The 21,895-nt window shown below is 52.9% G+C and carries 20 protein-coding genes; 16 read left to right on the forward strand and 4 right to left on the reverse strand.

The annotated features are described in order from the left end of the window. Positions 1 to 76: 76 nt before the first annotated feature. Positions 77 to 1,237 (forward strand): chorismate synthase, encoded by a 1,161-nt coding sequence (gene aroC / locus HUU10_07270; protein NUQ81397.1) that lies wholly within the window; start codon positions 77 to 79, stop codon positions 1,235 to 1,237. Position 1,238: 1 nt separating this feature from the next. On the opposite strand, the gene HUU10_07275 is transcribed toward aroC, so the two are convergent. Further along, positions 1,239 to 2,174 carry a diguanylate cyclase gene (locus tag HUU10_07275; GenBank protein NUQ81398.1) on the reverse strand — a complete coding sequence of 312 codons (936 nt, stop codon included), beginning with the start codon at positions 2,172 to 2,174 and terminating at the stop codon, positions 1,239 to 1,241. A gap of 179 nt (positions 2,175 to 2,353) precedes the next feature. On the opposite strand from HUU10_07275, the gene eutM reads away from it, so the two are divergent. The 12 genes from eutM (at position 2,354) to HUU10_07335 (ending at position 14,189) form a co-directional block, all read left to right on the forward strand. Then, positions 2,354 to 2,632 (forward strand): ethanolamine utilization microcompartment protein EutM, encoded by a 279-nt coding sequence (gene eutM / locus HUU10_07280; GenBank protein NUQ81399.1) that lies wholly within the window; start codon positions 2,354 to 2,356, stop codon positions 2,630 to 2,632. 9 nt (positions 2,633 to 2,641) lie between these two features. Beyond that, positions 2,642 to 3,130, forward strand: a complete 489-nt coding sequence (locus tag HUU10_07285; GenBank protein ID NUQ81400.1) for a BMC domain-containing protein — start codon at positions 2,642 to 2,644, stop codon at positions 3,128 to 3,130. Between the two features lie 88 nt (positions 3,131 to 3,218). After that, positions 3,219 to 5,921, forward strand: a complete 2,703-nt coding sequence (locus tag HUU10_07290; GenBank protein ID NUQ81401.1) for a pullulanase — start codon at positions 3,219 to 3,221, stop codon at positions 5,919 to 5,921. Positions 5,922 to 6,008: 87 nt separating this feature from the next. Beyond that, a complete protein-coding gene (efp, locus tag HUU10_07295) occupies positions 6,009 to 6,578 on the forward strand; it encodes an elongation factor P (protein NUQ81402.1) in 570 nt (189 codons plus the stop codon). Beyond that, positions 6,559 to 7,023 (forward strand): hypothetical protein, encoded by a 465-nt coding sequence (locus tag HUU10_07300; protein ID NUQ81403.1) that lies wholly within the window; start codon positions 6,559 to 6,561, stop codon positions 7,021 to 7,023. The genes efp and HUU10_07300 overlap by 20 nt, the downstream gene beginning before the upstream one ends. A 59-nt stretch (positions 7,024 to 7,082) precedes the next feature. Beyond that, the gene (locus HUU10_07305) at positions 7,083 to 7,490 is read left to right on the forward strand and encodes a nuclear transport factor 2 family protein (protein ID NUQ81404.1); all 408 of its coding nucleotides are present in this window, start codon (positions 7,083 to 7,085) and stop codon (positions 7,488 to 7,490) included. A 33-nt stretch (positions 7,491 to 7,523) separates the two neighbouring features. After that, entirely contained in the window at positions 7,524 to 8,867 is a 1,344-nt protein-coding gene (locus tag HUU10_07310; protein ID NUQ81405.1) for an amidohydrolase family protein, read from the forward strand. A 115-nt stretch (positions 8,868 to 8,982) separates the two neighbouring features. Further along, complete coding sequence (nrfH, locus tag HUU10_07315; GenBank protein NUQ81406.1) at positions 8,983 to 9,567, forward strand: cytochrome c nitrite reductase small subunit; 585 nt, start codon at positions 8,983 to 8,985, stop codon at positions 9,565 to 9,567. Then, on the forward strand, positions 9,564 to 11,042 hold the full coding sequence (nrfA, locus tag HUU10_07320) for an ammonia-forming cytochrome c nitrite reductase (protein NUQ81407.1): 1,479 nt from the start codon (positions 9,564 to 9,566) through the stop codon (positions 11,040 to 11,042). Before nrfH ends, nrfA begins: the two co-directional genes overlap by 4 nt. 8 nt (positions 11,043 to 11,050) lie before the next feature. Beyond that, positions 11,051 to 12,244 (forward strand): alginate export family protein, encoded by a 1,194-nt coding sequence (locus tag HUU10_07325; protein ID NUQ81408.1) that lies wholly within the window; start codon positions 11,051 to 11,053, stop codon positions 12,242 to 12,244. A 151-nt stretch (positions 12,245 to 12,395) separates the two neighbouring features. Next, a complete protein-coding gene (locus HUU10_07330; GenBank protein NUQ81409.1) occupies positions 12,396 to 12,974 on the forward strand; it encodes a hypothetical protein in 579 nt (192 codons plus the stop codon). Continuing rightward, positions 12,975 to 14,189, forward strand: a complete 1,215-nt coding sequence (locus HUU10_07335; GenBank protein NUQ81410.1) for an alanine dehydrogenase — start codon at positions 12,975 to 12,977, stop codon at positions 14,187 to 14,189. Positions 14,190 to 14,192: 3 nt separating this feature from the next. Here HUU10_07335 and HUU10_07340 read toward each other — a convergent pair whose 3' ends face one another. Beyond that, positions 14,193 to 15,929: a cycloisomaltooligosaccharide glucanotransferase gene (locus HUU10_07340; GenBank protein NUQ81411.1), complete on the reverse strand. Its 1,737-nt coding sequence runs from the start codon at positions 15,927 to 15,929 to the stop codon at positions 14,193 to 14,195. 41 nt (positions 15,930 to 15,970) lie between these two features. Here HUU10_07340 and HUU10_07345 point away from each other — a divergent pair, with 41 nt between their 5' ends. Beyond that, complete coding sequence (locus HUU10_07345; protein ID NUQ81412.1) at positions 15,971 to 17,020, forward strand: hypothetical protein; 1,050 nt, start codon at positions 15,971 to 15,973, stop codon at positions 17,018 to 17,020. A gap of 57 nt (positions 17,021 to 17,077) precedes the next feature. Here HUU10_07345 and HUU10_07350 read toward each other — a convergent pair whose 3' ends face one another. Both HUU10_07350 and HUU10_07355 read right to left on the reverse strand, forming a co-directional pair. Beyond that, on the reverse strand, positions 17,078 to 18,475 hold the full coding sequence (locus tag HUU10_07350; GenBank protein ID NUQ81413.1) for a S8 family serine peptidase: 1,398 nt from the start codon (positions 18,473 to 18,475) through the stop codon (positions 17,078 to 17,080). A gap of 298 nt (positions 18,476 to 18,773) precedes the next feature. Next, entirely contained in the window at positions 18,774 to 19,985 is a 1,212-nt protein-coding gene (locus tag HUU10_07355) for a radical SAM protein (protein ID NUQ81414.1), read from the reverse strand. A 134-nt stretch (positions 19,986 to 20,119) separates the two neighbouring features. On the opposite strand from HUU10_07355, the gene tsaA reads away from it, so the two are divergent. Then, positions 20,120 to 20,923, forward strand: coding sequence for a tRNA (N6-threonylcarbamoyladenosine(37)-N6)-methyltransferase TrmO (gene tsaA, locus HUU10_07360; protein NUQ81415.1), 804 nt, complete (start codon positions 20,120 to 20,122; stop codon positions 20,921 to 20,923). Positions 20,924 to 20,932: 9 nt separating this feature from the next. Next, a complete protein-coding gene (locus HUU10_07365; GenBank protein NUQ81416.1) occupies positions 20,933 to 21,886 on the forward strand; it encodes a LysR family transcriptional regulator in 954 nt (317 codons plus the stop codon). Positions 21,887 to 21,895: the final 9 nt, after the last annotated feature.

The following is a 21,895-nucleotide window of genomic DNA, read 5'->3' on the forward strand; positions in this document are numbered from 1 at the left end:
AGTTTCCGGGTGATTACCCCGATCGTAACCAACCATAACCCTGGTTTCAGGATTGAAAAGGAACCCTGCATCTATGATCCGATTTTTTACCGCCGGCGAATCCCATGGCCCCCAACTGACGGGGATCATTGAAGGTGTTCCCTCGAATCTGCCGCTGACTGCTGACGATATCAATATCCATCTGGCCCGACGAATGAAAGGGTACGGACGCGGGGGCCGGATGAAAATCGAGAAGGACCAGGTTCTGATCAGGTCGGGCGTGCGGTTTTCGAAAACATTCGGGGCTCCCATTACTCTGGTGATTGAGAACAAGGACTGGGAGAACTGGCTCGAGCGGATGAAGATTGAAGGTGATGGTTCATCCATCACCAAAATCACGGTTCCCCGACCCGGTCACGCCGATCTGGTGGGTTACAAAAAATATCAGTTCGATGACATCCGGCCGGTGATCGAGCGGTCGAGTGCGCGGGAAACCGCCATGCGTGTGGCCATGGGGTCGGTGTCGCGTCAGTTGCTGAAAGAAGTGGGTATCGAAATCGGCTCACACATAGTGGCGCTGGAAACCATTGGCTATCCCGGATTGGAGGCCCCTGCCGGTTTGCTGGAACCGCTGGTGGCACAGGGAGGTGAACATCTCTGGAAAACAGCCGATCTCTCCGAGGTGCGGTGTCTGGATAAAACCCTGGAAGCGGCCATGATTACCCGCATAGATGAGGCGAAGGAGGCGGGTGATACACTGGGAGGAATTTTTGAAATCATCGTCACCGGTGTTCCTGAAGGATTGGGGACCTATGTGCAATATGACCGGAAGCTGGATGCCCAACTGGCCGCGGCCATTGTTTCGATTCCGGCGGTGAAAGGGGTGGAGATCGGATATGGATTTGCCAATGCGCAGCGACCGGGCAGCCGTGTCCACGATCCGATTGTCTGGACTGGTTCGGCTTATTCCCGGACTTCGAACCGGGCCGGAGGAACAGAAGGGTCGATGACGACCGGCATGCCGCTGATTATCCGCGGGGCCATGAAACCCATTCCAACGCTGATTGATGCCCTTCCCTCGGTGGATATTCGAACCAATGAACCGATCAAAGCCCGTGTGGAACGGTCGGATGTCTGTGCATTGCCTGCTGCCTCGGTGGTGGGTGAATCGGTGGTGGCGACCGTGATTGCCAATGCCCTGCTTGAAAAATTCGGTGGCGATTCGCTGGGAGAGTTAAAAAGCCGGATGGGCCGGTAAGTTACTGCTGAGGAGATTCAGTCCCGTTCACTTCCATGCCTTCGCGGTAGACAGCCACCTGATTCCGTCCATGCCGTTTGGCCTGATACAATGCCGTATCGGCCAGGGAGACCAGAGAGTTCGGGTTGCTCTGATCGGGTTCCGGATGAACAGTGGCCACCCCGAGAGAGATGGTGATGTGATCGGCCACCTGTGAATACTCATGAGGAATCCGCAGGTTGGTTACTTCTTTCCGGATCCGTTCAGCAATCAGAATACTCGCCGATTCGGTGGTTCCAGCCAGGATAACGGCAAATTCCTCGCCTCCGTAACGGGCCACCAGGTCGCCGGCCCGGTTTCCTTCCCGATCCAGAACCGTTGAAACGGTTTTAAGAACTTCATCACCGGCCAGGTGCCCGTAGTGATCGTTATAATTTTTAAAAAAGTCGATGTCGATCATGATGAGGGAAATGGGTCCGCCTGCGCGACGCTGGCGGCGCCAATCCTCATTCAGAATCAGATCGAACCGCCGGCGGTTGGAAAGTCCCGTTAATCCATCGAGCTGGCTCATTTCCTCGAGCTGGACCTGCAGCCGGATGATTCGTTCGGCCACCCGGATCCGGGCGGCCAGTTCATCCTTATCGACCGGTTTGGGCACGAAATCATCGGCACCGGCATCCATCACCTGCAAATAATTGTTCTTTCCTGTCATGGAGCTGATGAGGATGATGTAGGTGTAATGCAGCTGCTGAGAGGTCCGGACCTTGCGTGTGAATTCGGTTCCCGACATAATAGGCATGACCCAATCGCAGATAACGAGCGGAAATTTCTGGGTCTGGTGAAGATCCCAGGCTTCGGCGCCATTGTCGGCGGTCATGACCTCATGACCGAGCGAGCGGACCATGGCTGCAAGTAAATCCTGCATGCCGATGTCATCTTCAACGATTAGTATTTTCACAACATTCCGGGACTAAAGATTAAACGAAAATACAGGGCCATGCAGATGGATTGCAAAGGCAGGGCGACCGGGATGTGACGTGGCACAGACGAAAGCGGGAAACCGGGGTCGATTGACATTGAACCGGGTCGCCGTTATCTTCATCGGACCACTTTTCAACTGTAAAAAGGATTAAAAAAATGGCTTTGGATGCACTTGGCATGATTGAAACCAAGGGACTGGTCGGCGCAATTGAAGCGGCTGATGCCATGGTAAAAGCAGCAAAAGTTGAACTCATCGGCAAGGAAACCATTGGCGGCGGATTTGTGACCGTGATGGTTCGCGGAGACGTGGGTGCTGTGAAGGCTGCCACCGATGCCGGTGCTGCCGCTGCTGAGCGGGTTGGTGAACTGGTATCGGTTCACGTGATTCCCCGGCCGCATGCCGATGTGGAACTGATCCTTCCGAAACGGTCCTGATTTTTATCCATGCCGGGACCTGCTGTCGGGTTAATTGAAACCCGCGGACTGATTGCGGCCATTGAGGCAGCTGATGCCGGACTGAAGGCCGCCAACGTGCAGTTGCTTGCGCGTTACAAAGCCGATGCAGCATTGGTTACCATTGAATTTGCCGGTGAAGTGGCAGCCGTCCGGTCGGCTGTCGATGCGGCTTCTGCTGCTGCTTCCCGGGTTGGAACCGTGGTGAGCACACACGTGATTGCCCGCCCGGCCGATCAGACACTGGCCGAACTCACCCATCCTGATAAACGAAATCTGGTTCCCGATTCACGTGAAGAGGACCCTGTTCCCGCCAACTTTTCAGGAAATCCGGCCGATCTGGAAACCTTGTCTGTCAAGGAACTCAGGGGACTGGCACGTCAATATCCTGATCTGGTTCTCAAAGGCCGTGAAATCAGCCGGGCCAACCGGGATCAACTGATCGATGCTCTGCGTCCGGTTCTGTCTAAAAAGGGTTGATGATCCCCTTTCTTCCTGTTTTTTTACCTGCCGGATTAACCGACTGTTTCCTTCCTTTCCACCCATTTATTTTTGAACGGAGTGCTCAATGAAATCACTTATGGCTGTTTGCCTGTCTGTGTTTATTGCCGGAGTGGTAAATGCACAGAGTTTCACCGCCACCGAACGGGCCCAGGGATATGCACTGAGAGGTGATACCACCTGGTTTGTTTTCGATCCGGTTTTATACAAAGCCGCCGATGTGCAGAAGGTGGTGGTAACCGGTGCTTTTGCCGGCTGGAGCCATGCACTGGATGATCCTTCCCGGCATCTTAAAAAACAGGGAGACGTTTGGGCCACCTGGTTTCCGAATCCGGAATTCAGAAACATCGGGGTGGCCTCCCCGTTTAAGTTTCGCCTCAATGACGGTGAGTGGTTAAATCCGCACGATAAGAGTCCGAACAATGACGGCGGAAACCTGATTTTCATGCGTGGACTGCGTCCCGCCCGTCTGATAGCCGAATTGAACGGTCCGCGGGCCATTTGGGTGAAGCTGACCGGTGATGGGGTGATCCGTCCGGCCGATCCTTCATCCTGGGAACTGACCATGGCCGATGGGAAGCGAATCCCTGTCGCCGCCATTAAGCCGAACACCGCCAGTGAAGCCCTTCTGGTTCCCGGTCAGGACATCGATATCCGTCGTGTGTACCACCTGGCCGTGCCTTCCCTGAATCTGAAAACCCAGGTTTCCTTCGATGGCTGGTTCCGCACACTGTACTCCGATAAAGAACTCGGTGCCACGGTTTCCTCTGATAAAAAAACCACCACATTCCGGATTTTCTCACCCAGGGCTGACCGGGTAAAGCTGTATCTGTACAAGGGCAAGGATGACAAAAAGGCCTTTAAGACCATCGATATGAAAAAGGATGCTCAGGGTGTCTGGGAATACACTGCCAAGGGGAATCTTCACAAAACCTGGTATGATTTCACGATTCACGGACCGAAGGATCCCGGCAATCATTTTTACGAGAGTAAACCGGTTCACATCACCGACCCTTATGCCCGGGTGAGCGATGACAGTTTCGGTAAGGCCCGGGTCTGGGAACGCACCCGTCCGGCCACCCCGCTGAAGAATGGAATACCTGCAATGCAGGATGTGGTGGCGTATGAAGTTCACGTTCAGGATTTTACAGAGTTGCTGCCGGTCGATGACAAGCTGAAGCGGACGATTCCGGCCATGACTGTACCCGGTCTGAAAAATTCCAAAGGTCAGAAAATCGGATTTGACCATCTGGTCGATCTGGGAATCAATGTGGTTCACCTGATGCCCATGCAGGAGTATCTGCATTACCCGAATGATGAATGGCAGGCTGCTTTCGGAAAGGATCCCTGGTTTAAGGAACAGGGAATTGACAAGGAAAATTATGATTGGGGATACCGGACCACCCACGCCTTTGCGGTGGAAAGCCGGTACCGTCAGCGCGGAACCGAGCCTGGGTCCGAGCGCGATCAGTTCAGAAATCTTGTGCAGGCGTTCCATGACCGGGGTATTGCGGTGATTGTGGACTATGTGTTCAATCATACCGGTGAGCATATGGATGGACGAACCATGCCCTTCAATTTCTCGGTGCTGGATCAGTACTATTACTACCGGACCAAAGACGGCAAGCTGATCGGAGAATACGGCAATGAAACCAAATCGGAAAACCGTCCGATGATGCAACGCTGGTTTATCGATCAGGCCAAACACTGGATTGAAGAGTTTGGGGTGGATGGATTCCGGATTGATCTGGCCGGACAGACCGATGAGCAAACCCTGAAGGCCTTTGTTGATGCCATCGGCCGGGATAAAATTGTTTACGGTGAACCCTGGATTGCCTCGGCCGATCCTGATTATGAATCCAATCCCGATTGGGACTGGTATAAGGTGGATGCCCCGATCACCTTCTTTCAGGATGATGCAAGAAATGCCTTTAAAGGTCCTGCCTTTTTCGATCCGGCCAAGGACAAGAATCCGACCGGATTTTCGGGTGGTGATACGCTCATGAGACCGGCGGTAATGCTTGGACTTGCCAACGGATTTCCTGAGGAACGGCATCCCAACCGCGGAATTAACTATCTGGATATTCATGATAACTGGGCGCTGGCTGACCAGCTTGCTCTGAAAAATTACGATGGCCGGTATGGTGTGGATGAGGGAGCTTTCAAAGTGGCTTCCACCCTGCTTTTCACTTCGCTGGGACCGATCGTGATTCATGGCGGGACCGAGTTTGCCCGTACCAAAGGGGTGGCCCCCACCACACAGAAAATCGGAGAGACTAAAACCGGAAAAATCTGGTTCAATGGTCGCCGTGATACAAATACCCTTCGCAAGGCCAACTGGTTTGTCTGGGAAGATCTCGGGAAAACCACCGCAGATGAATCGAGTTATTTTCCCGGGGAAAAGGCCGCGACTGACTTTGTAAATATGAATGCCTGGTGGAAGGGGCTGATTGCCTGGCGGTTGAGTGATAAGGGAAAAGTGTTCCGGACGGCTTCCATGCCACCCGAGGGCTACTACCAGTTTATCGCGCCGGCCAATCCATACCTGCTTGGCTACTCGGTAAATGGTGAAGTAATGGTTCTGGTCAATACAGAAAAAAAGGCAAACACCTTCACTGGTGTGACCTTTCCGGCCGGAAACTGGAAACTCATCGCCGATGACAAGCGGGTTGATCATGTGAACGGACTGGGGCAGGCGCTGCAGGCAGGCGGAACCGCGGTGGATATCACCCTTCCGGCACGGAGTGTAAAAATCTGGCTGAAGCAGTAAAAGACGCCTTCCGGTCGGGTTTTTGACCTTCATGAGCCGGAGGGTTACTTTTGCAGGCTTTACTTTAATCAGGATCGGGATTGTATGATTTTAAACGCAAGCCAGTTAAAAGTCGGCTACATTATCAAATTTGATGGAAATCTCTGCCGGGTCACCTCGGTGATTCATCACACACCGGGCAACCTGCGTGCCATGGTTCAGACCAAGATGAAAAACATTCAGACCGGAGCGAATGTGGAATACCGCTGGCGGTCCGATGAAAAGGCAGAGAAAATCAGCATGGATCAGGTGGAGATGGAGTATCTCTATTCCGATGATCAGTTTCATTATTTCATGAACACCGAGAATTATGAGCAGCAATCCATTTCGGAAGATGATCTGGGTGAACTGAAGTATTTTCTGCTGCCGAACACCAAATTCATGGTCGAAATGTACAATGAAAAGCCAATGGGGATTGTACCTCCTCAGACCATGGTTCTGCAGATTGTGGAGACCGACCCGAATATGAAGGGTGCCACCGTCACCTCCTCAATGAAACCTGCCAAGTTGGAAACCGGACTGACGGTAATGGTTCCGCAATTTGTTGAGACCGGGGAGTTTATCCGGGTCAATACCGATGATCTTTCCTATCAGGAACGTGTTCAGCAGCCGAAATAAACGGTTACTGATCACCACCCTTCTTCTGGCGGGGATGACCGGATGTGCATCCGATTCACCCCGTCAGACTGAAGGAGTCACGCCGGATTCAACCGGAAACGCCATGATTCTGGTGCTGGGCAGTGGCGGCGGATTTGCCGGCACCTGGACCGGTCAGGCTGTTAACCGGCAGGGTGATGTTTTTAGCTGGACGGGCCCCTACCCCGATTCGGTGGTCTATTCACTGGCTTACCGTCTGGCACCCGAAACATTCCGTCATGTGGATTCCCTTCTCAATCTGCCGGTTCCCCCTGTTCATCAGCCGGGAAATTTTTCCTTTTACCTGCAAATCCGTCAGCAGCCAGCCATGATCTGGAATCCGGCCACCCCCGGAGACACCCTCTGGACCAGCTGGTATGAATCGTACACCACCCTGATCGACAACAATCAGCAGGGACTCCGGTAGTTCTCCCTTCAGGAACTATTTGCCGCTTCTGATGGTATAGACGATTCAGGAATGCACATATGATTACTTCTCCCGATCAGACCGATCAGCAGGTTTTGCAGGCCAACCGGCGTTTTTATCAGGCCATTGAGGACTGGGATGAACCGGCCATGGCTTCCCTCTGGCTGGATTCACCCGATGTGACGTGTTTCCATCCGGGGTGGGATCCGCTTTATGGTTATGATGCCATTCTCGATTCATGGAATTCCATTTTTAATTCCCGTCAGCCATTCAATTTCCGTCTGATCGGAATTCGGACGGTGATCTCTGGTGATCTGGCTGTGGTGACCTTACTCGAAAACCTGATTATCGAACAGGATGGGCGTGTGGCCGAGGTTTTTTTGCCGGCCACCAACATTTTCCGGTTTCACGAGGGCCGCTGGTTTCTGATTCACCATCAGGCATCGGCGGCGGTTGAAAAAGGCTAACACCTTTTCCTCATTTCCGCTTACCTTTGATTCATGAAGACTGCCATCCGGTGTGCGGCGGTGGTGACCAACACCCCGTTGGGAATCATCCGGGATCCGTTGGTCCTTTTCGGTGAGGGCCGGATTCTGCATGTGGGTCCGTTTGATGCGGCCTTACTGGCCGGTCATCAACCCGTCCATCTGATTCATCGTCCCGGATCGGTTCTGATTCCCGGACTGATACAACCCCATATTCACCTGTGCCAGACCCTTTTCAGGGGATTGGCGGAAAACCGGCCCCTACTTGCCTGGTTGCGTGACCGGATATTCCCGCTGGAAGCGGCACATGATCCTGATTCCATGTACCTGAGTGCCGTTCTGGGGCTGAGGGAACTGATTGCCGGCGGAACCACCACGATAATGGATATGGGATCGGTTTTTCACTATGAATCGGTGTTGCATGCCATTCTGGAATCGGGAATCAGGGCGCTGGCAGGAAAAGCCCTGATGGACCGGAATGACCTGTTCCCGGGTCTGCAGGAGCCAACCGCAAAAGCCTTGCAATCTGCTGCCGATCAGATGGCAGCCTGGCACGGCCGGGATCACGGTCGGATCCGTTATGCAATGACTCCCCGGTATATCCTTTCCTGTTCGGATGCGTTGCTGAAGGAATCCTTTGGGTTGTGTGAACGGGTGCCGGATTCCTTCTGGCATACCCATGCAGCCGAGCAGCAGGAAGAATCGGCAGCGGTCAAGTCGGCGGTAGGTGAGGATGCCATTCCTCACTTCGCGAAACTGGGTGTGCTGTCTCCGAAATCGGGGCTTGCACATGGAATCTGGCTATCGGATACGGATCTGAGGCTTCTGCGTGAGACCGGGACCCGTTTGATTCACTGTCCATCGAGCAATCTGAAACTCGGCAGTGGTATTGCATCCCTTGCCCGTCTGAAATCTGAACAACTGGTAACCGGGCTCGCGGCCGATGGCGCTCCCTGTAACAACCGGCTGGATGGATTCAGGGAAATGAATCTGGCAGGGCTGCTTCAGAACCTGAAAGAGGGACCGGGAGTCATACCAGCCCGAGCCATTTTTGAAATGGCCACCCTCGGAGGGGCAAAAGTCCTTCATCTGGACGATCAGACCGGATCGGTTGAAACAGGAAAGGCCGCCGATCTGGCCTTGCTCACTTTCATGCATCCAGGTCGTCTGTCGGCTCCTGGGACCGATGAGGACTGGTATGCCTTTCTGGTTCATGAGGCCAGTTCCGATCTGGTTACCGATGTATGGGCAGGTGGCAGACCGCTGAAGACGGATGGGGTTCTGGCCGGTCCCGATCCGCTGGCCGCAGGTTCACCGGACCAGATTCTTACCACTCTTCTCAGCCGGTCCGGACTGTAAAAGCGACCCCCCCCTATTCCCCTGCTAATCATTTTCTAATCTTTCGCCGTTTCCAAATTCCACCCGTATTTTCTAAATTTATACCTATTAGTCCATAAATGGAATGAGGTGTCGTATGACCTGGTTGAAATGGTTGTATCCGCCACCCGCCTGGCGGCCACTCGTCCTGATTCTTTTGGGAGGGTTGACGGGGCTGGCGGTCTATACGGCGTACATTTCCAATGCGGTTTCCTACCTGTCCGATGATCCTGAGGCTTGCCTGAACTGTCATGTAATGTCGGGGGCCTACACAACCTGGCAACATGGCTCGCATGCCCGGACGGCAGTCTGCAATGATTGTCATGTGCCGCATGATAACGTCTTTAAAAAGTATTATTTCAAAGCGCAGGATGGATTGCGCCATGCCTCTGTATTCACCATGCGTGCCGAGCCGCAGGTTTTTACACTGAATGAAGGTGCGGTTCCGGTCATTCAGGATAATTGCATCCGCTGTCACACAAAGGTGACCGAACCGGTTCACCCTGGTATTGAAGGAAAGACCTGCTGGTCCTGTCACCGGGAAACCCCGCACGGACGGGTCAACAGCCTTTCTTCTTCCCCGTACGCACGCATTCCATCCCTTTCTCCCGTTCTTTCAGAGACGGTCACCAGACTTATTGAACAAAAACCAAACGAAACCAGTAACAGGAATCAGCCATGAAATCACTAGTGGAAATCATTCAAAAACGTCCTTGGGTCGGATGGGTTCTATTTCTGGGCACCATTGTGATCGTCTTTCTGGTGGCCATCCTGGCTTCCTCCGTTGTAGAACGCCGGACCGAATCGCGTCTGGCCAGAGAGGCCTTTGCTCCGCTGCCCGAGTTTGAACCGCGAAATGCAGTCTGGGGAGAGCAATTCCCGAGGGAGTATGAATCCTACATCCGCACTGCAGATACCACGTTCCGCAGTCCGTTCGGAGGTGCTGCCACCCGTGATCTGCTGGAAGAATCGCCGGCCATGGTGGTGATGTGGGCGGGCTATCCGTTTTCGAAGGATTACAAGCAGGCCAGGGGACACTATTATGCTGTGAAGGATATCAGGGAGACTCTGCGCACCGGCGGACCGATGCCGGCGACCTGCTGGACCTGTAAAAGTACCGATGTGCCCCGGGTGATGGATATGAAAGGAATCACCGAGTTTTACAAGGGCAAACTGACCGACTATGGCAGTGAGGTGGTGAATTCGATCGGGTGCCAGGATTGTCACGATCCGGCCACCATGAATCTGCGGATCACCCGTCCGGCGCTGGCCGAGGCCTTTGAGCGCGCCGGGAAAAATATTTCGGATGCCACCCACAATGAAATGCGGTCCCTGGTCTGTGCCCAATGCCATGTGGAATATTACTTCAAGGGTGATGGGAAGTATCTCACCTTCCCATGGGATGGCGGAATGGGAGTTGAGGCCATGGAAGCCTACTATGATCAGATCCAGTTTACCGACTGGACCCACAAGGTCAGCAAGGCCCCCATGCTGAAAGCACAGCATCCCGATTATGAATTGTTCCAGGAAGGAATTCATGCTCAGCGGGGCGTGTCGTGTGCCGATTGCCACATGCCCTACAAAACCGAAGGCGGTGTGAAATTCACCGATCACCATGTACAGAGTCCGCTCAATAATGTGGCGAATTCCTGTCAGACCTGTCACCGTGAGAGTGAAGCCACCCTGTTTGAAAATGTCCGTGACCGTCAGGAAAAAGTTATGAGTCTGCGGGTCATCGCCGAACGAACCATTGCCACGGCCCATATTGAGGCAAAGGCAGCCTGGGATGCCGGGGCCACTGAAGCTGAAATGAAGAATGCGCTTACGGCCATCCGGCATGCACAATGGCGGTGGGATTATGTGGCCGCTGCCAATGGAGTGGGATTCCATGCACCGCAGGAAGCAGCCCGGATACTGGGAACCGCCATCGATAAGGCACAGGAAGCCCGTCTGGAAATCTACCGGGTTCTGGCCAGAAAGGGAATGACCGATCTGGTGAAACTGCCCGATCTGACCACCAAGGATAAGGCACAGGCTTATATCGGATTTGACAGGAAGAAAGCAGAGGAGGAGAAGGCGGAGTTTCTGAAGACCGTGGTGCCACAATGGGATGCTGCTGCGGCTGAACGTGAAAAAACCTATCAACAATCCAGGTGAGAAAAAATATGAAAGTCCTCTTTTCAGCCAGTCTGTTGCTTCTGGCATCAGGCATGACCGCGCAAACTCCGGAACCCATTGCCTTTACAGGATCGGTTCAGCTTCGAAGCGAAGCCGATGGCCGGGATTTTAATCATAAAACACCGCCCAATCTGTTTTCGACCATGCGGACCCGTCTGGCTGCTACTGCGACGTTTGAAAATCTCGGTAAAGCAGTGATTGAAATGCAGGATACCCGGACCCTGGGCGGAGAACCATCCACCTTAAGTAATTCGCCCTCCTTCGGAGCCCATCAGGCCTATGTTCTGGTTCCAATGACGGAAGGATATGCGCTTCAGGCGGGCCGGTTTGAAGTGGCTTACGGATCGGAACGCATTCTCGGATCGGTCGGGTGGTCGATGACCAGCCGGTCCTTTGATGGGTTCCGGTTAAAAACACCGCTGCTCGGTTCACTCGATTTCTTTGCACTGACTGTCAGGGAAAATCAGGCAGCCACCTCGGTTCCTGCGTGGTCAGCCATTAAAAACCAGGGATCCGATTTGTACGGAGCCTGGTTGACTCATGCTCATGAGTCTGTCACTCTTGAAGGATTTCTGCTGTATGAATCCGATAACAGCCCCACCGTTCCGATTGACCGGTACACGGCCGGGGGCACCATGGTCTGGAAACTGCAGGGAACCACGCTGACCACCGAAGGAGCCTGGCAAACCGGCACCTTTAAAAACATGGATATTCAGGCATGGATGGCTGCTGTGAATGTGGCCTTTTCTGGTTTGACCGGCGAGGGAAGTCTGCTTACTGCAGGGGCTGACCTTCTGAGCGGCACAGAGGCGGGTTCATCGGAATACAACACGTTTTTCGTGGGGTACGGCACCAACCACAAGTTTTACGGATACATGGATTATTTTCTGGCCAATCCGGCAGGTGGGTTGCAGGATCTGTATCTGAAGGTAAAACAGGATGGATTGCCCTGGTCGCTGACTGGCATGGCCGATTTTCACCTGATGAACAGTTTTGAGGAGATGAACGGAGAGACTGGTCTGGGATATGAAGCCGATTTTACACTTTCCCGTCCGATCGTCAAAGGAATGAAACTGACTGCAGGTGCATCGGCCTTTATTCCAGGTCCGTATATGAAGGCTCTGTATGCCAGCAAGGACCCTGCCTGGTGGGGATATCTGCAACTTAACGTCTCCTTCTGATCATTGAGGCAATCCGGGACCGGAAAGGTCCCGGATTGAATCCTTTATAAGTGATTAAAAAATAATCACTTACCTGCTTATCCGGTGGTTCATTTGAAAATCCTGTTCAATTGTTTAACTTTAAAAACCCGTTAAATAGCAACAGGTTCTGATGATCCGACGACAACATCTGTTTCTCCTGGTGGTCCTGGTGGCCGCCGTGATTCCCTTCTGGATTCCCACCTGGCATTTTTCTCTTGGGTTGGTGGATGAATCGGATCCGCCCATGGTATTTGAACTGACAGCGGTTTCACTGGTACTCGATACCAGTTCGGGGACAGGCTTGTTTTCGTTTGAGGCACTGAAGCCCAAGTATTGGTTTATCAATACACTGGGACATGCGTTGCTGGTGATTGTTTCTCTGGTGGGTCTGTTTCATCTGAACGTGAAGGGAACCCTGGCCGAACTGACAGTCCAGATACGATGGTGCTGGCTGGCCATGCTGGGGATCGGGGCCGTAGCCGGATTTACCGCTCTTCAGGTGTACCAGATCAACCGACATTTTGAGCCCCTTCTGGGGTCGGTGGCCAATCCCATGGGAGTGGCAGCCAATAACGGACTTTTCCTTCTTTCATCTCCCACCCCTGCCTTTTTTATTGTGACCGGAGTGGCATTTCTGGCTGTGGCAGGAGCCATTATTTCTGTTCAGTTAGACATCCGACGCATACAGGCCAGTTCCCGGATCCGGTAAATGCTATACAAAGACCTGCTCAACATTCAGGAAGAGGTGGTCCTGAGCCCACAGGAGCAGATACGGATTTTTGATCCTGCCCGTAATGAACTTGCAATTGGTGTTCCGAAAGAGCGGACCAGCGAAGAGCGCCGGGTCAGCCTCACTCCACCCGCCATCCGCACGCTCGTTCAGCGCGGACACAAAGTGTTTGTTGAGCGGGGTGCAGGTGCCGACAGTCATTATTCTGATGATGAGTATGCTTCGGCAGGAGCCTTCATCGTGTACAGCCCTGATGAGCTGTTTAATAAATCGACGCTGATTGTCAAAGTTCTGCCCCTGACCGAAGAGGAATGCAGCCTTATCAAGCCCAACCAGGTGGTGATTTCGGCTCTTAATCTAGGGACACTGAGAAAGAACTACTTCAGGACACTCATTGACAAGCAGGTCACCGGTATCGCATTCGAATACATTGAAGATCAGGCCAGGGAGTTACCGGTGGTCAGGGTGCTGAGTGAGATTGCCGGCATGATGAGTATTCAGATTGCGGCCCGCTATCTGGAATCGGATAAAAAAGGACGTGGCATCCTGCTGGGGGCGATTGCCGGCATTCCGCCGGCCACCGTGGTTATCCTCGGTGCGGGAACTGTGGGAGAGTCGGCAGCCCGCAGCGCCTTGGGTGCCGGTGCCCAGGTGATGATTCTTGACCGGGATCTGGGACGGTTGCGCGAAGTGGATCAGCGGCTGGACCGGCGTGTGGTGACTGCCATTTCCAATATGCACTTTCTGAACAAGGTGGTCCGGTTTGCAGATGTTCTGATCGGGGCCATTGCCGTCCGCGGTCAGAAAAACCCCTACATCATTACCGAGGACATGGTCAAGGCCATGAAACCCGGGTCGGTGATTCTGGATATTTCCATCGATCAGGGTGGGTGCATTGAGACCAGCAGGCCGACCTCCATGTCCAATCCGGTGTTTGTTAAACACGGAATCACCCATTTCTGCGTACCGAATATCAATTCATTCGTGGCCCGAACCAGCAGCACCGCCCTGACCAACGCCTTGCTTCCTTTTCTTCTGGATATTGGTGACCAACCCGATATGAATACTGCACTTTGGAAAAACCTTCCGTTGAGAAACGGAACCTATGTATACCGGGGTTATTGCACCAAGACCAGTCTGACCGATTTGTTTTCGGTTCCTTTCCGTGACATTGAATTGCTGCTCAGTGAGTAGCGGTTACCACTCCAGAACCAGCATCGTCCAGTAATCAAGTGTGGGAAGGGTGACCGTCACACGGCCACTTTCCATTTGTGCATCCAGCAGGAACGGGTCACCAAACCGGTGATCGGGAGAAGCGGCCCACACTTTCTTAACCGGATCTCCCGTTTGAATAACCACCTTCAGATTGACCAATTTCATCGGTGGATACCGGTTCGCATTGGTATCGCGCCAGTCGAGAGAGGCGTTGTTACTGAAATTGAGCAGGTGGATCACCTGACGGTTGGAAAACCGGCGACCGATGGCGGAAATCTTTCCTGCGACCGGTGGCCATTGATTAATGGTGACAGCCTGGTCTGGTGCTGTGACCGTCACGGCGTTCAGGGATCCGCCATCCCGGAGAATATTCTGGTAACCAGTCAGAAAATCGTAGAAGGTGGTGAGCCGGTACGTCAGTCCGGCAGGCATTTTCAGGTTGTTATTCGGAAAGTATTCCTTGCCAAGCATGTGTTCGCCGAGTTCGATGTGAGATCCGCCAAAGGCAAAAATGACGGCATTGGCCATGAGAACTCCCGGTGTATTGAATTCGCCCGGTGAACTGGCCTTGTCATAATTCAGGTAAGCAGCCAGTACCGTCCGCTTTTTACCGCCGGAATACTGTTCATTGGTGGTGATCATCCGTGCAAGGTCGGCATAGCCGTTGTTGGGGGACCAGACCTCGGTGTAGAGGAATCCGACATCGGTGGAGGCAATCTGCGACTGGCCGTACTGATTAACGGCGTTAAAGACCAGATCCTTTTCGGAGTGGGCCGATTTCATGGCTGCGATGAAGCCGGGAAACAATCCGGTCAGTGCAACGGTTTTTCCATCATAATCATACAGGGTTCCCCGGTCTCCCAGCTGATCAATATGAAATCCGTCAAAGGGATAGACTGCATACACATCGTCATTCCGCTGAGCCAGCCAGGTGGTCCATTCCGTCAGGCCGGGATGAACCACATAAATGTCTGAGAGAAAGGGAGGTTTCGGAAGGACGTGAAGATCGGGTTGTGCATGAGATTTGTCCTTATAAAGGAACCAGGTGGCCGGAACCCCCTCAGATTGGGCTGTTGAGGTGGCTCCATATGCCAGATTGTAGGAAAGGGCCTTCATATTCCGGTTGTGAGCCTCGGTTATATACCGGCTGACGGTGGATCGGTGGTTGGTCCGGTTGATGATATCCTTCCAGGAGGCAGCGGGTTCGGACCGGGTTCCGGCCAGAGGAAGGTGATGTCTGAAATGCCAGTCATAAAACTGCAGGCCATTGATCCGGTAGCGGGTAAGTGACCGGATCACTTCAGTGACCGGTGCCGATTCGCCGAAGTGGGAAATAAACCCGTATCGGGGGAACCGGGTCCAGTCGGATGAAACATCAATGGCAATCGAAGTCTGTACGGTTGAAGCGGGTCCTTCGGGACCAGACAGGGTGATCAGGTAACCTTTGAAATCCTCTGTTGGTGGCATCCAGGTCCACGATGAGCCCGATAGCGGATGTGAGTGAATCAGACTGTCGAGATGAAAATAGCGGATGGTGTAGCCGCTCCCGGGAAATTCGTTCAGGGTAAAACGGACACTCTCACCGGGAAGGTAAGTGGCTTTGTCGGTTTCGAGCGTCAGCTGATCGGGATATCCATCAAACCCGGGTTCCTTTTCGCAGCCTGACGAAAGCAATTGGATGACCATGAACCCCAGGATCATCGGTCTGATCTTATTCATGAATTGAGTACCTTTATTTTCTTTCCGTTTCTGGATTTTTCATGATCAACCTATCCCACTTTCTGCTTGTATTTCTGCTTCTGACCTTCCGGCCGGTGCTTAGTCAGCCTTCTGATCCCACTGCCAGGGAAAAGGACAGCACGCCGGTTATTCCTTCCCTTAAAATCGGGGCCCTGTTTCAGACCATGGGTGAGTGGTCATCTCAGTCCGGAACCACGTCAAACGGCTTGTATGTGTCAAATATGCGCCTGAAACTGACCGGTGAACCCATTGGAGGAGTTGGTTATTTCCTGCTGACCAACTTTGTAAAATCCTATTCGCTGCTCGATGCCTATGTCTGGTATCAGAGTCCGGCCGGTTTCAGAGTGGATGCCGGACAATTCAGGGCTCCTTACAGTGCCGAATATACCATTATTGCTGGTGAAATCGAGTTTACCGAACGGTCCTTTGTTTCTGACCGTCTGTCGCCGGGCCGGCAAACCGGACTCATGTTCACCTGGCGGACTGCAGGAAGGGAAGCCCGGGTGAGGGGGGGTGTTTTCAACGGGAATGGCATTGGTTCCGGATTGAAAAATGATAACCGGGATTTTCTGTATGTCGCACGGCTGGAATGGTATCCGGTTCCACGGCAGGCCGGCTGGTCACTGACCGAACCCATCACTGAATTCGGATTGAATGCCGCCCGGTCTTCCGATCAATCGGTTCGTCTGGCCGGGGCACCTGATCAGCAGGAACTGGCTGCCTTTTCCGGAATCCGCACGTTGCTGGGAGGGGACTTCCGGCATCAGAAGGGAGATTGGCTTCTGAGTGGCGAATACACGCGACTTATTGCGGACCGTCGTGAATTGAGCACCATCCGGGTGGATGGTTTTCACCTGACCGGAGGCTATTTACTTCATCCCGACCTGCAGTTTCTGTTACGGGTTCAGTCGATCAGTCATGATGGGTACGGGAACCGGTTGTCTGAATGGGTGACGGGCCTGAACTGGTTTCCCTCGCCGATTACCAAATGCCAGTTAAATGTGGCGTGGCGGGAAGAGGAAACAGGTGCGGCGGCTCGTGTGACAGCGAAATGGCAGGTGATGTTCTAGAAAAAAAAAGGCTGTCCGTTTGATGGACAGCCTTTAAAGTTGGTAATTCCGGAAGGATCAGAATCCGCTGACGTTCAGTCGTCCGCCGGTAGAAACTTTTCCGTTAAGAGAGGCAGTCGGAACCACACTGCTCAGGATCGCGCTTTTGATCTGAGCGGCAGTAGCGCCGGGATGAGTGGAGGCATAGAGTGCTGCTGCACCGCTCACGTGCGGAGTAGCCATGGATGTGCCATTGTAGCTGGCATATCCTGAAACGACTTTGCCTTTGGAGCTTTTAGGCACAGATGACCAGATTCCCGACCCTGGTGCACCAATATCCACGCTGGTTGCACCATATTGTGAAAAGCTGGAAAGTCCGCCCGTGCTGGTAATGGAAGCCACTGCAATAACGTTAGCACTGGTATATCCGGATGGATAGCTGGGTGTTGCATCATTGTTGGTTCCGCTGTTTCCGGCGGCTGCGATAAACAGGATGCCGGCTGCATTGGCACGTTCAACGGCATCGGCCAGAGCCTGGGAATAGCCGCCACCGCCCCATGAATTGTTTGTGGCAACCAGGTTGATGCCATGACGGGTTTTCAGGTCGGTGAAGTAATCAACGGCTTTAATGGCATTTGCAGTGGTACCGCCACGGCTGCCGAGGAATTTGGCGCTCAGTAATTTTACGCTCCATACCACACCGGCCACTCCTTTACCGTTTCCGCCAACGCCACCGATGGTGCCGGCCACGTGTGTTCCGTGGTCATCTCCCACTCCATCAAAAACGGTGTTGTTATTTCCGTCGAAATCCCATCCGTACACATCGTCAACCAGACCATTGCCGTCATCATCGCGGCCGTTTCCGGCTATTTCACCAGGGTTGGTACCCGCATTGGCGACCAGATCCTCGTGTGTATACATGTATCCTTCATCAATGATGCCGATCCAAACGGTGTTGGATCCGGTTTTGCCGGCGGCCCAGGCTTCAGCGGCCTGACTTCCATACTGATTGGCAGGTGAGGAGCCATCCCCATACATGCCCCACAGGGAGCCATTGGTGTAATAGGTGTCATTTGAGGTGGCCTGATGCTGATAAATGTAGTTGGGCTCGGCATAGTCAACCACACCGGAAGCAATCAGTTTCTGAATAGCTGTCTGAACACCCAGACCTGTTTTAAGAACGGTGATGCCTTCAGAAATACCGGCCGATTTCATGCTGGCAGTATGGATGGTTTCCTTCACTTCGGAATTAACGGCCCGAAGGACCGAACTTCGCTGGGAAGCCAGAGTTCCGGCTTTAAATTTTACCAGCACTTCACCGGTTACAAATTCGTTATCCAGGGCTGCATATTTGACTTTGCCCATGGAGGCTGTTTCGCCCGCTGATTCGGTCTGAGACATCGAAGCGGGATCACTGCAACCGACTGCCATCAGAGAGAGAGCAAGTCCGGTTGAAAAAAGAAGCGATTTATTCATGAGTTTCCTTTCAGAGCGTGTTACAATGGTTTGTTTCGGCTGATCCTGGTTCCACTCCGGAAGCGGATCTGGTCATGAGGTGTTTCCAAACTTTTGAAACCACCCCGGTATTCAGGTCTTTTTTAAGGTAAACAAAGGTTTAATCTTAATATATAAAGACCACGTGCATTTACAGATGGAACCAAAGGTAGGGCTGGTTCCATTACTTGTCAAGAAGTTGTAAAAATTTATTTCTGCAAACAAACAGACATGATGATCTTTTTATAAACAAGAAGAGAGGATGTGGGGCGGAGGCCGATCAGATCAGAAAGAAACGGGTGGGATACTTTCTGGCATTCAATTCCGGATTGATCCGTGCGATGTCCTGTTTCCACAACAGGAAATCAGCTTCCAGTTCGTCGGGGGACAGGAAATCCGTTCCGAACGGGTAATGCGACGGAGCAAGGGATTGATTAAAAATGGAAAGCTGAATCCGGTCTTCAGGTCCGAGGTCGAGGTGGCTGATCAGTTTCATGGAGGCTTCCCGGTGGCGGTCACGCCAGGAGTGACCCCCAAGACCGATGAGGAAAATCAGCTGCAGGGTAAAACCAGCCGATTTGATCCGGTTGATGGTGGAAGCAATGAGGTCGGCAGGATAGGGTTTGCCCACTGCATTGAGCAGATCGGTATGACCCGACTCGATTCCGATGGCAATATCGGTCAGTCCAGAGGAGCGAAGAGCTCTCCAGTCTGAATTGCTTCGCTGATCGGCGGTGAATCCATCCATAAAGCTTCCGATACGGCTGACCCGGAACCGGGGATAGACCAACTGAATCCGGTTTATCCAATCCTGCAGTTCATCCATCAGAAAAAGGAACCGGCGGTTCGGAATGGCGAGTGCATTGGCCTCACCGATGAAGATATCCCGGCGGGCGGTGATTCCTTCACCGAGGAAATCTGAAATGGTATTCAGGTGTTCATTCACTTCCGGCACGTTTTTAATCCGGAATCGTCTGTCCTTATAAAAGCTGCAGAAGGAACAGTCATCGTAGCTGCAACCGGTGGAAAAGTTCACAATGACCGATTGATAGAACTCGGGAGGAACAATGGGAATATGACCCCAGATGGACCGGAACTGTTCCAGGTTATAGCCGATGTTTCGGGCAAAGAGAACGGGCCTCAGCATGAATTCCCTGATGGGAATGGGATCGCAATCGATGAACCGGACATCCATATTGGTATCAGGAGCAGCCAGCCAGGATTGCCACTCAACACTCCAGTCCTTCAGTTTCTGGTCCCGGTTTTCATCGGTGAGAAAGTGATCATACCGGTCCGGATTGGAGGATCGGAAGAGCAGATTGCCATCAAGGCCCATCCGGTAATGGTCGCCGTGGTCCGAGAAGCCGATCAGACGACCGTTGTAATCAAAATGAAACTGTCTGACCGGGTCGGTTAAGACACTGATCGAGGTTGGTTTCACATTGATCTGAAGTCCGGCCTGACCGTTTGACTGATCTTTACTTTCTATCATGAAAAGAGGATATTCCAATGTAGCTTTAATGCAGATTTCGGGTTTTCCAACGGAATTTTAATTTAAACCCCGAAATCGGCCTGTTTTCATCTAACTTGCTAAACATTTAATCGCGATACAATCGCCTGCCGACTATGACTTCCGAGATTAATCAACATTTAATTGAGCCGGTGCAGCTGACGCCCATTGGAGTGATCCGGTCTCCCTATCAGGAAAAGTACTCGGCTCCGCGTCAGCCGGGGGTGGAAGTCAGTGAACAAACCGGGGTGATTGAGCTGATTCCCGGCGTTCAACCGGGGACCTCGCTTCGGGATCTGGCCGGATTCAGTCACCTGTGGGTCATTTCATGGTTTCATCAGGCAGAAGGCTGGAATCCGATGGTCAAGCCGCCGCGCGGATCGTCGGTCAAGCGGGGTGTGTTTGCCACCCGGAGTCCGCACCGGCCGAATCCCATCGGGTTATCTCTGGTCAAAATTATCAGCATCCGTAAAAACCGGATTACGGTTTCGGGAATCGATTTGCTCGATGGCACCCCGGTGCTGGATATCAAACCCTACCTTCCAGCCGTTGAAGCGAAGCCCGATGCAACCTCGGGCTGGATCTCTCCGCAGAGCAATGATGATACTTCCCGGGTTTTTACGGTTGCATGGTCTCTGATGGCTTTGCGTCAGCTTTCCTGGCTGGAGCAGCATGGCATCACCGGGTTCCGGGCAAGGGCTCTTCTGGTGCTCTCCACCGATCCGTTCCCTCACCCCTACAAGCGAATCCGGCAGCAGGCCGATGGGTCGCTGGTCATGGCCTGGAAAGACTGGAGGCTCTCTTTTCTGAGGCAGGAGCAAACGATTCAGGTTCAAAAAGTGTTCTCAGGATATGCTCAGACACCGAAGCCGGATCTCCACCGGCAGTTTGAGATGGAATTTATAGGAATGGATGACTGAAGCCTGGCCATGATTAATGTATCACTGACTCAACTGGAATATCTGACGGCGGTCGACACGTACCGGAATTTTAATCAGGCTGCCCGGCATTGCCTGGTCACTCAGCCCACACTGAGCATGCAGATACAGAAGGCGGAGGAATCGCTGGGAGTGATCATCTTTGACCGCAGTAAGTCGCCGGTTGTGCCGACTCCGCTTGGTGAAAAGATCATTGAACAGGCCCGGCTGATTCTCCGTGAAAGTTCACTGCTGGGAGAAATTGCTTCGGCGGGAAATCAGCAGATTGCCGGTGACCTCCGGATCGGAATTATTCCCACTGTCGGTCCGTATCTGATTCCCCGGTTCCTGAAATCCTTTGTAATCAGCCATCCGTCTGTGACCCTGCAGGTCAATGAATTGCAAACCGATGCGATCCTCGAACTGATTCAGAAAGATCAGCTCGATGCCGGCGTGCTGGCCACACCGGTTGAACGGCCGGGTGTTTTCGAATTGCCGCTTTATTATGAGCCTTTCAATGCGTTTCTGCCCGATGACCATCCCCTTATCGGACGACCGTTTCTGGCACCTGATGACCTGAATCTATCCGATCTGCTGCTGCTGGAAGAAGGCCATTGTTTCCGTAATCAGGCCTTGCAGATCTGTGCACATGATGTGGTACATGAGAAGCCACAAGCCACCTTTATCAGCGGAAGTCTCGATATGCTGCGCCGTCTGGCCGAACAGGGATTCGGTGTCACCCTGCTTCCCCAGCTGATGGTGCTTTCCTGGGATCAGAAGCCAGTGAATCTGAAGCAGTTTGGTGAACCGGCTCCCACCCGCGAAATCAGTCTGGTTTACAGTCGGACTTACCTGAAACGGGCCATCATGGATGCCCTTGCGGATGCCATACGGGCATCGGTTCCGCGTGAGATGCTTAAAAAATCGGGCAGTGTGCTCAAACCTCTGATGGGGGCCGGTTCATGACTGAGTGTC

It is taken from the genome of Bacteroidota bacterium, assembly GCA_013360915.1.
In the GTDB taxonomy this organism is placed as follows: domain Bacteria; phylum Bacteroidota; class JABWAT01; order JABWAT01; family JABWAT01; genus JABWAT01.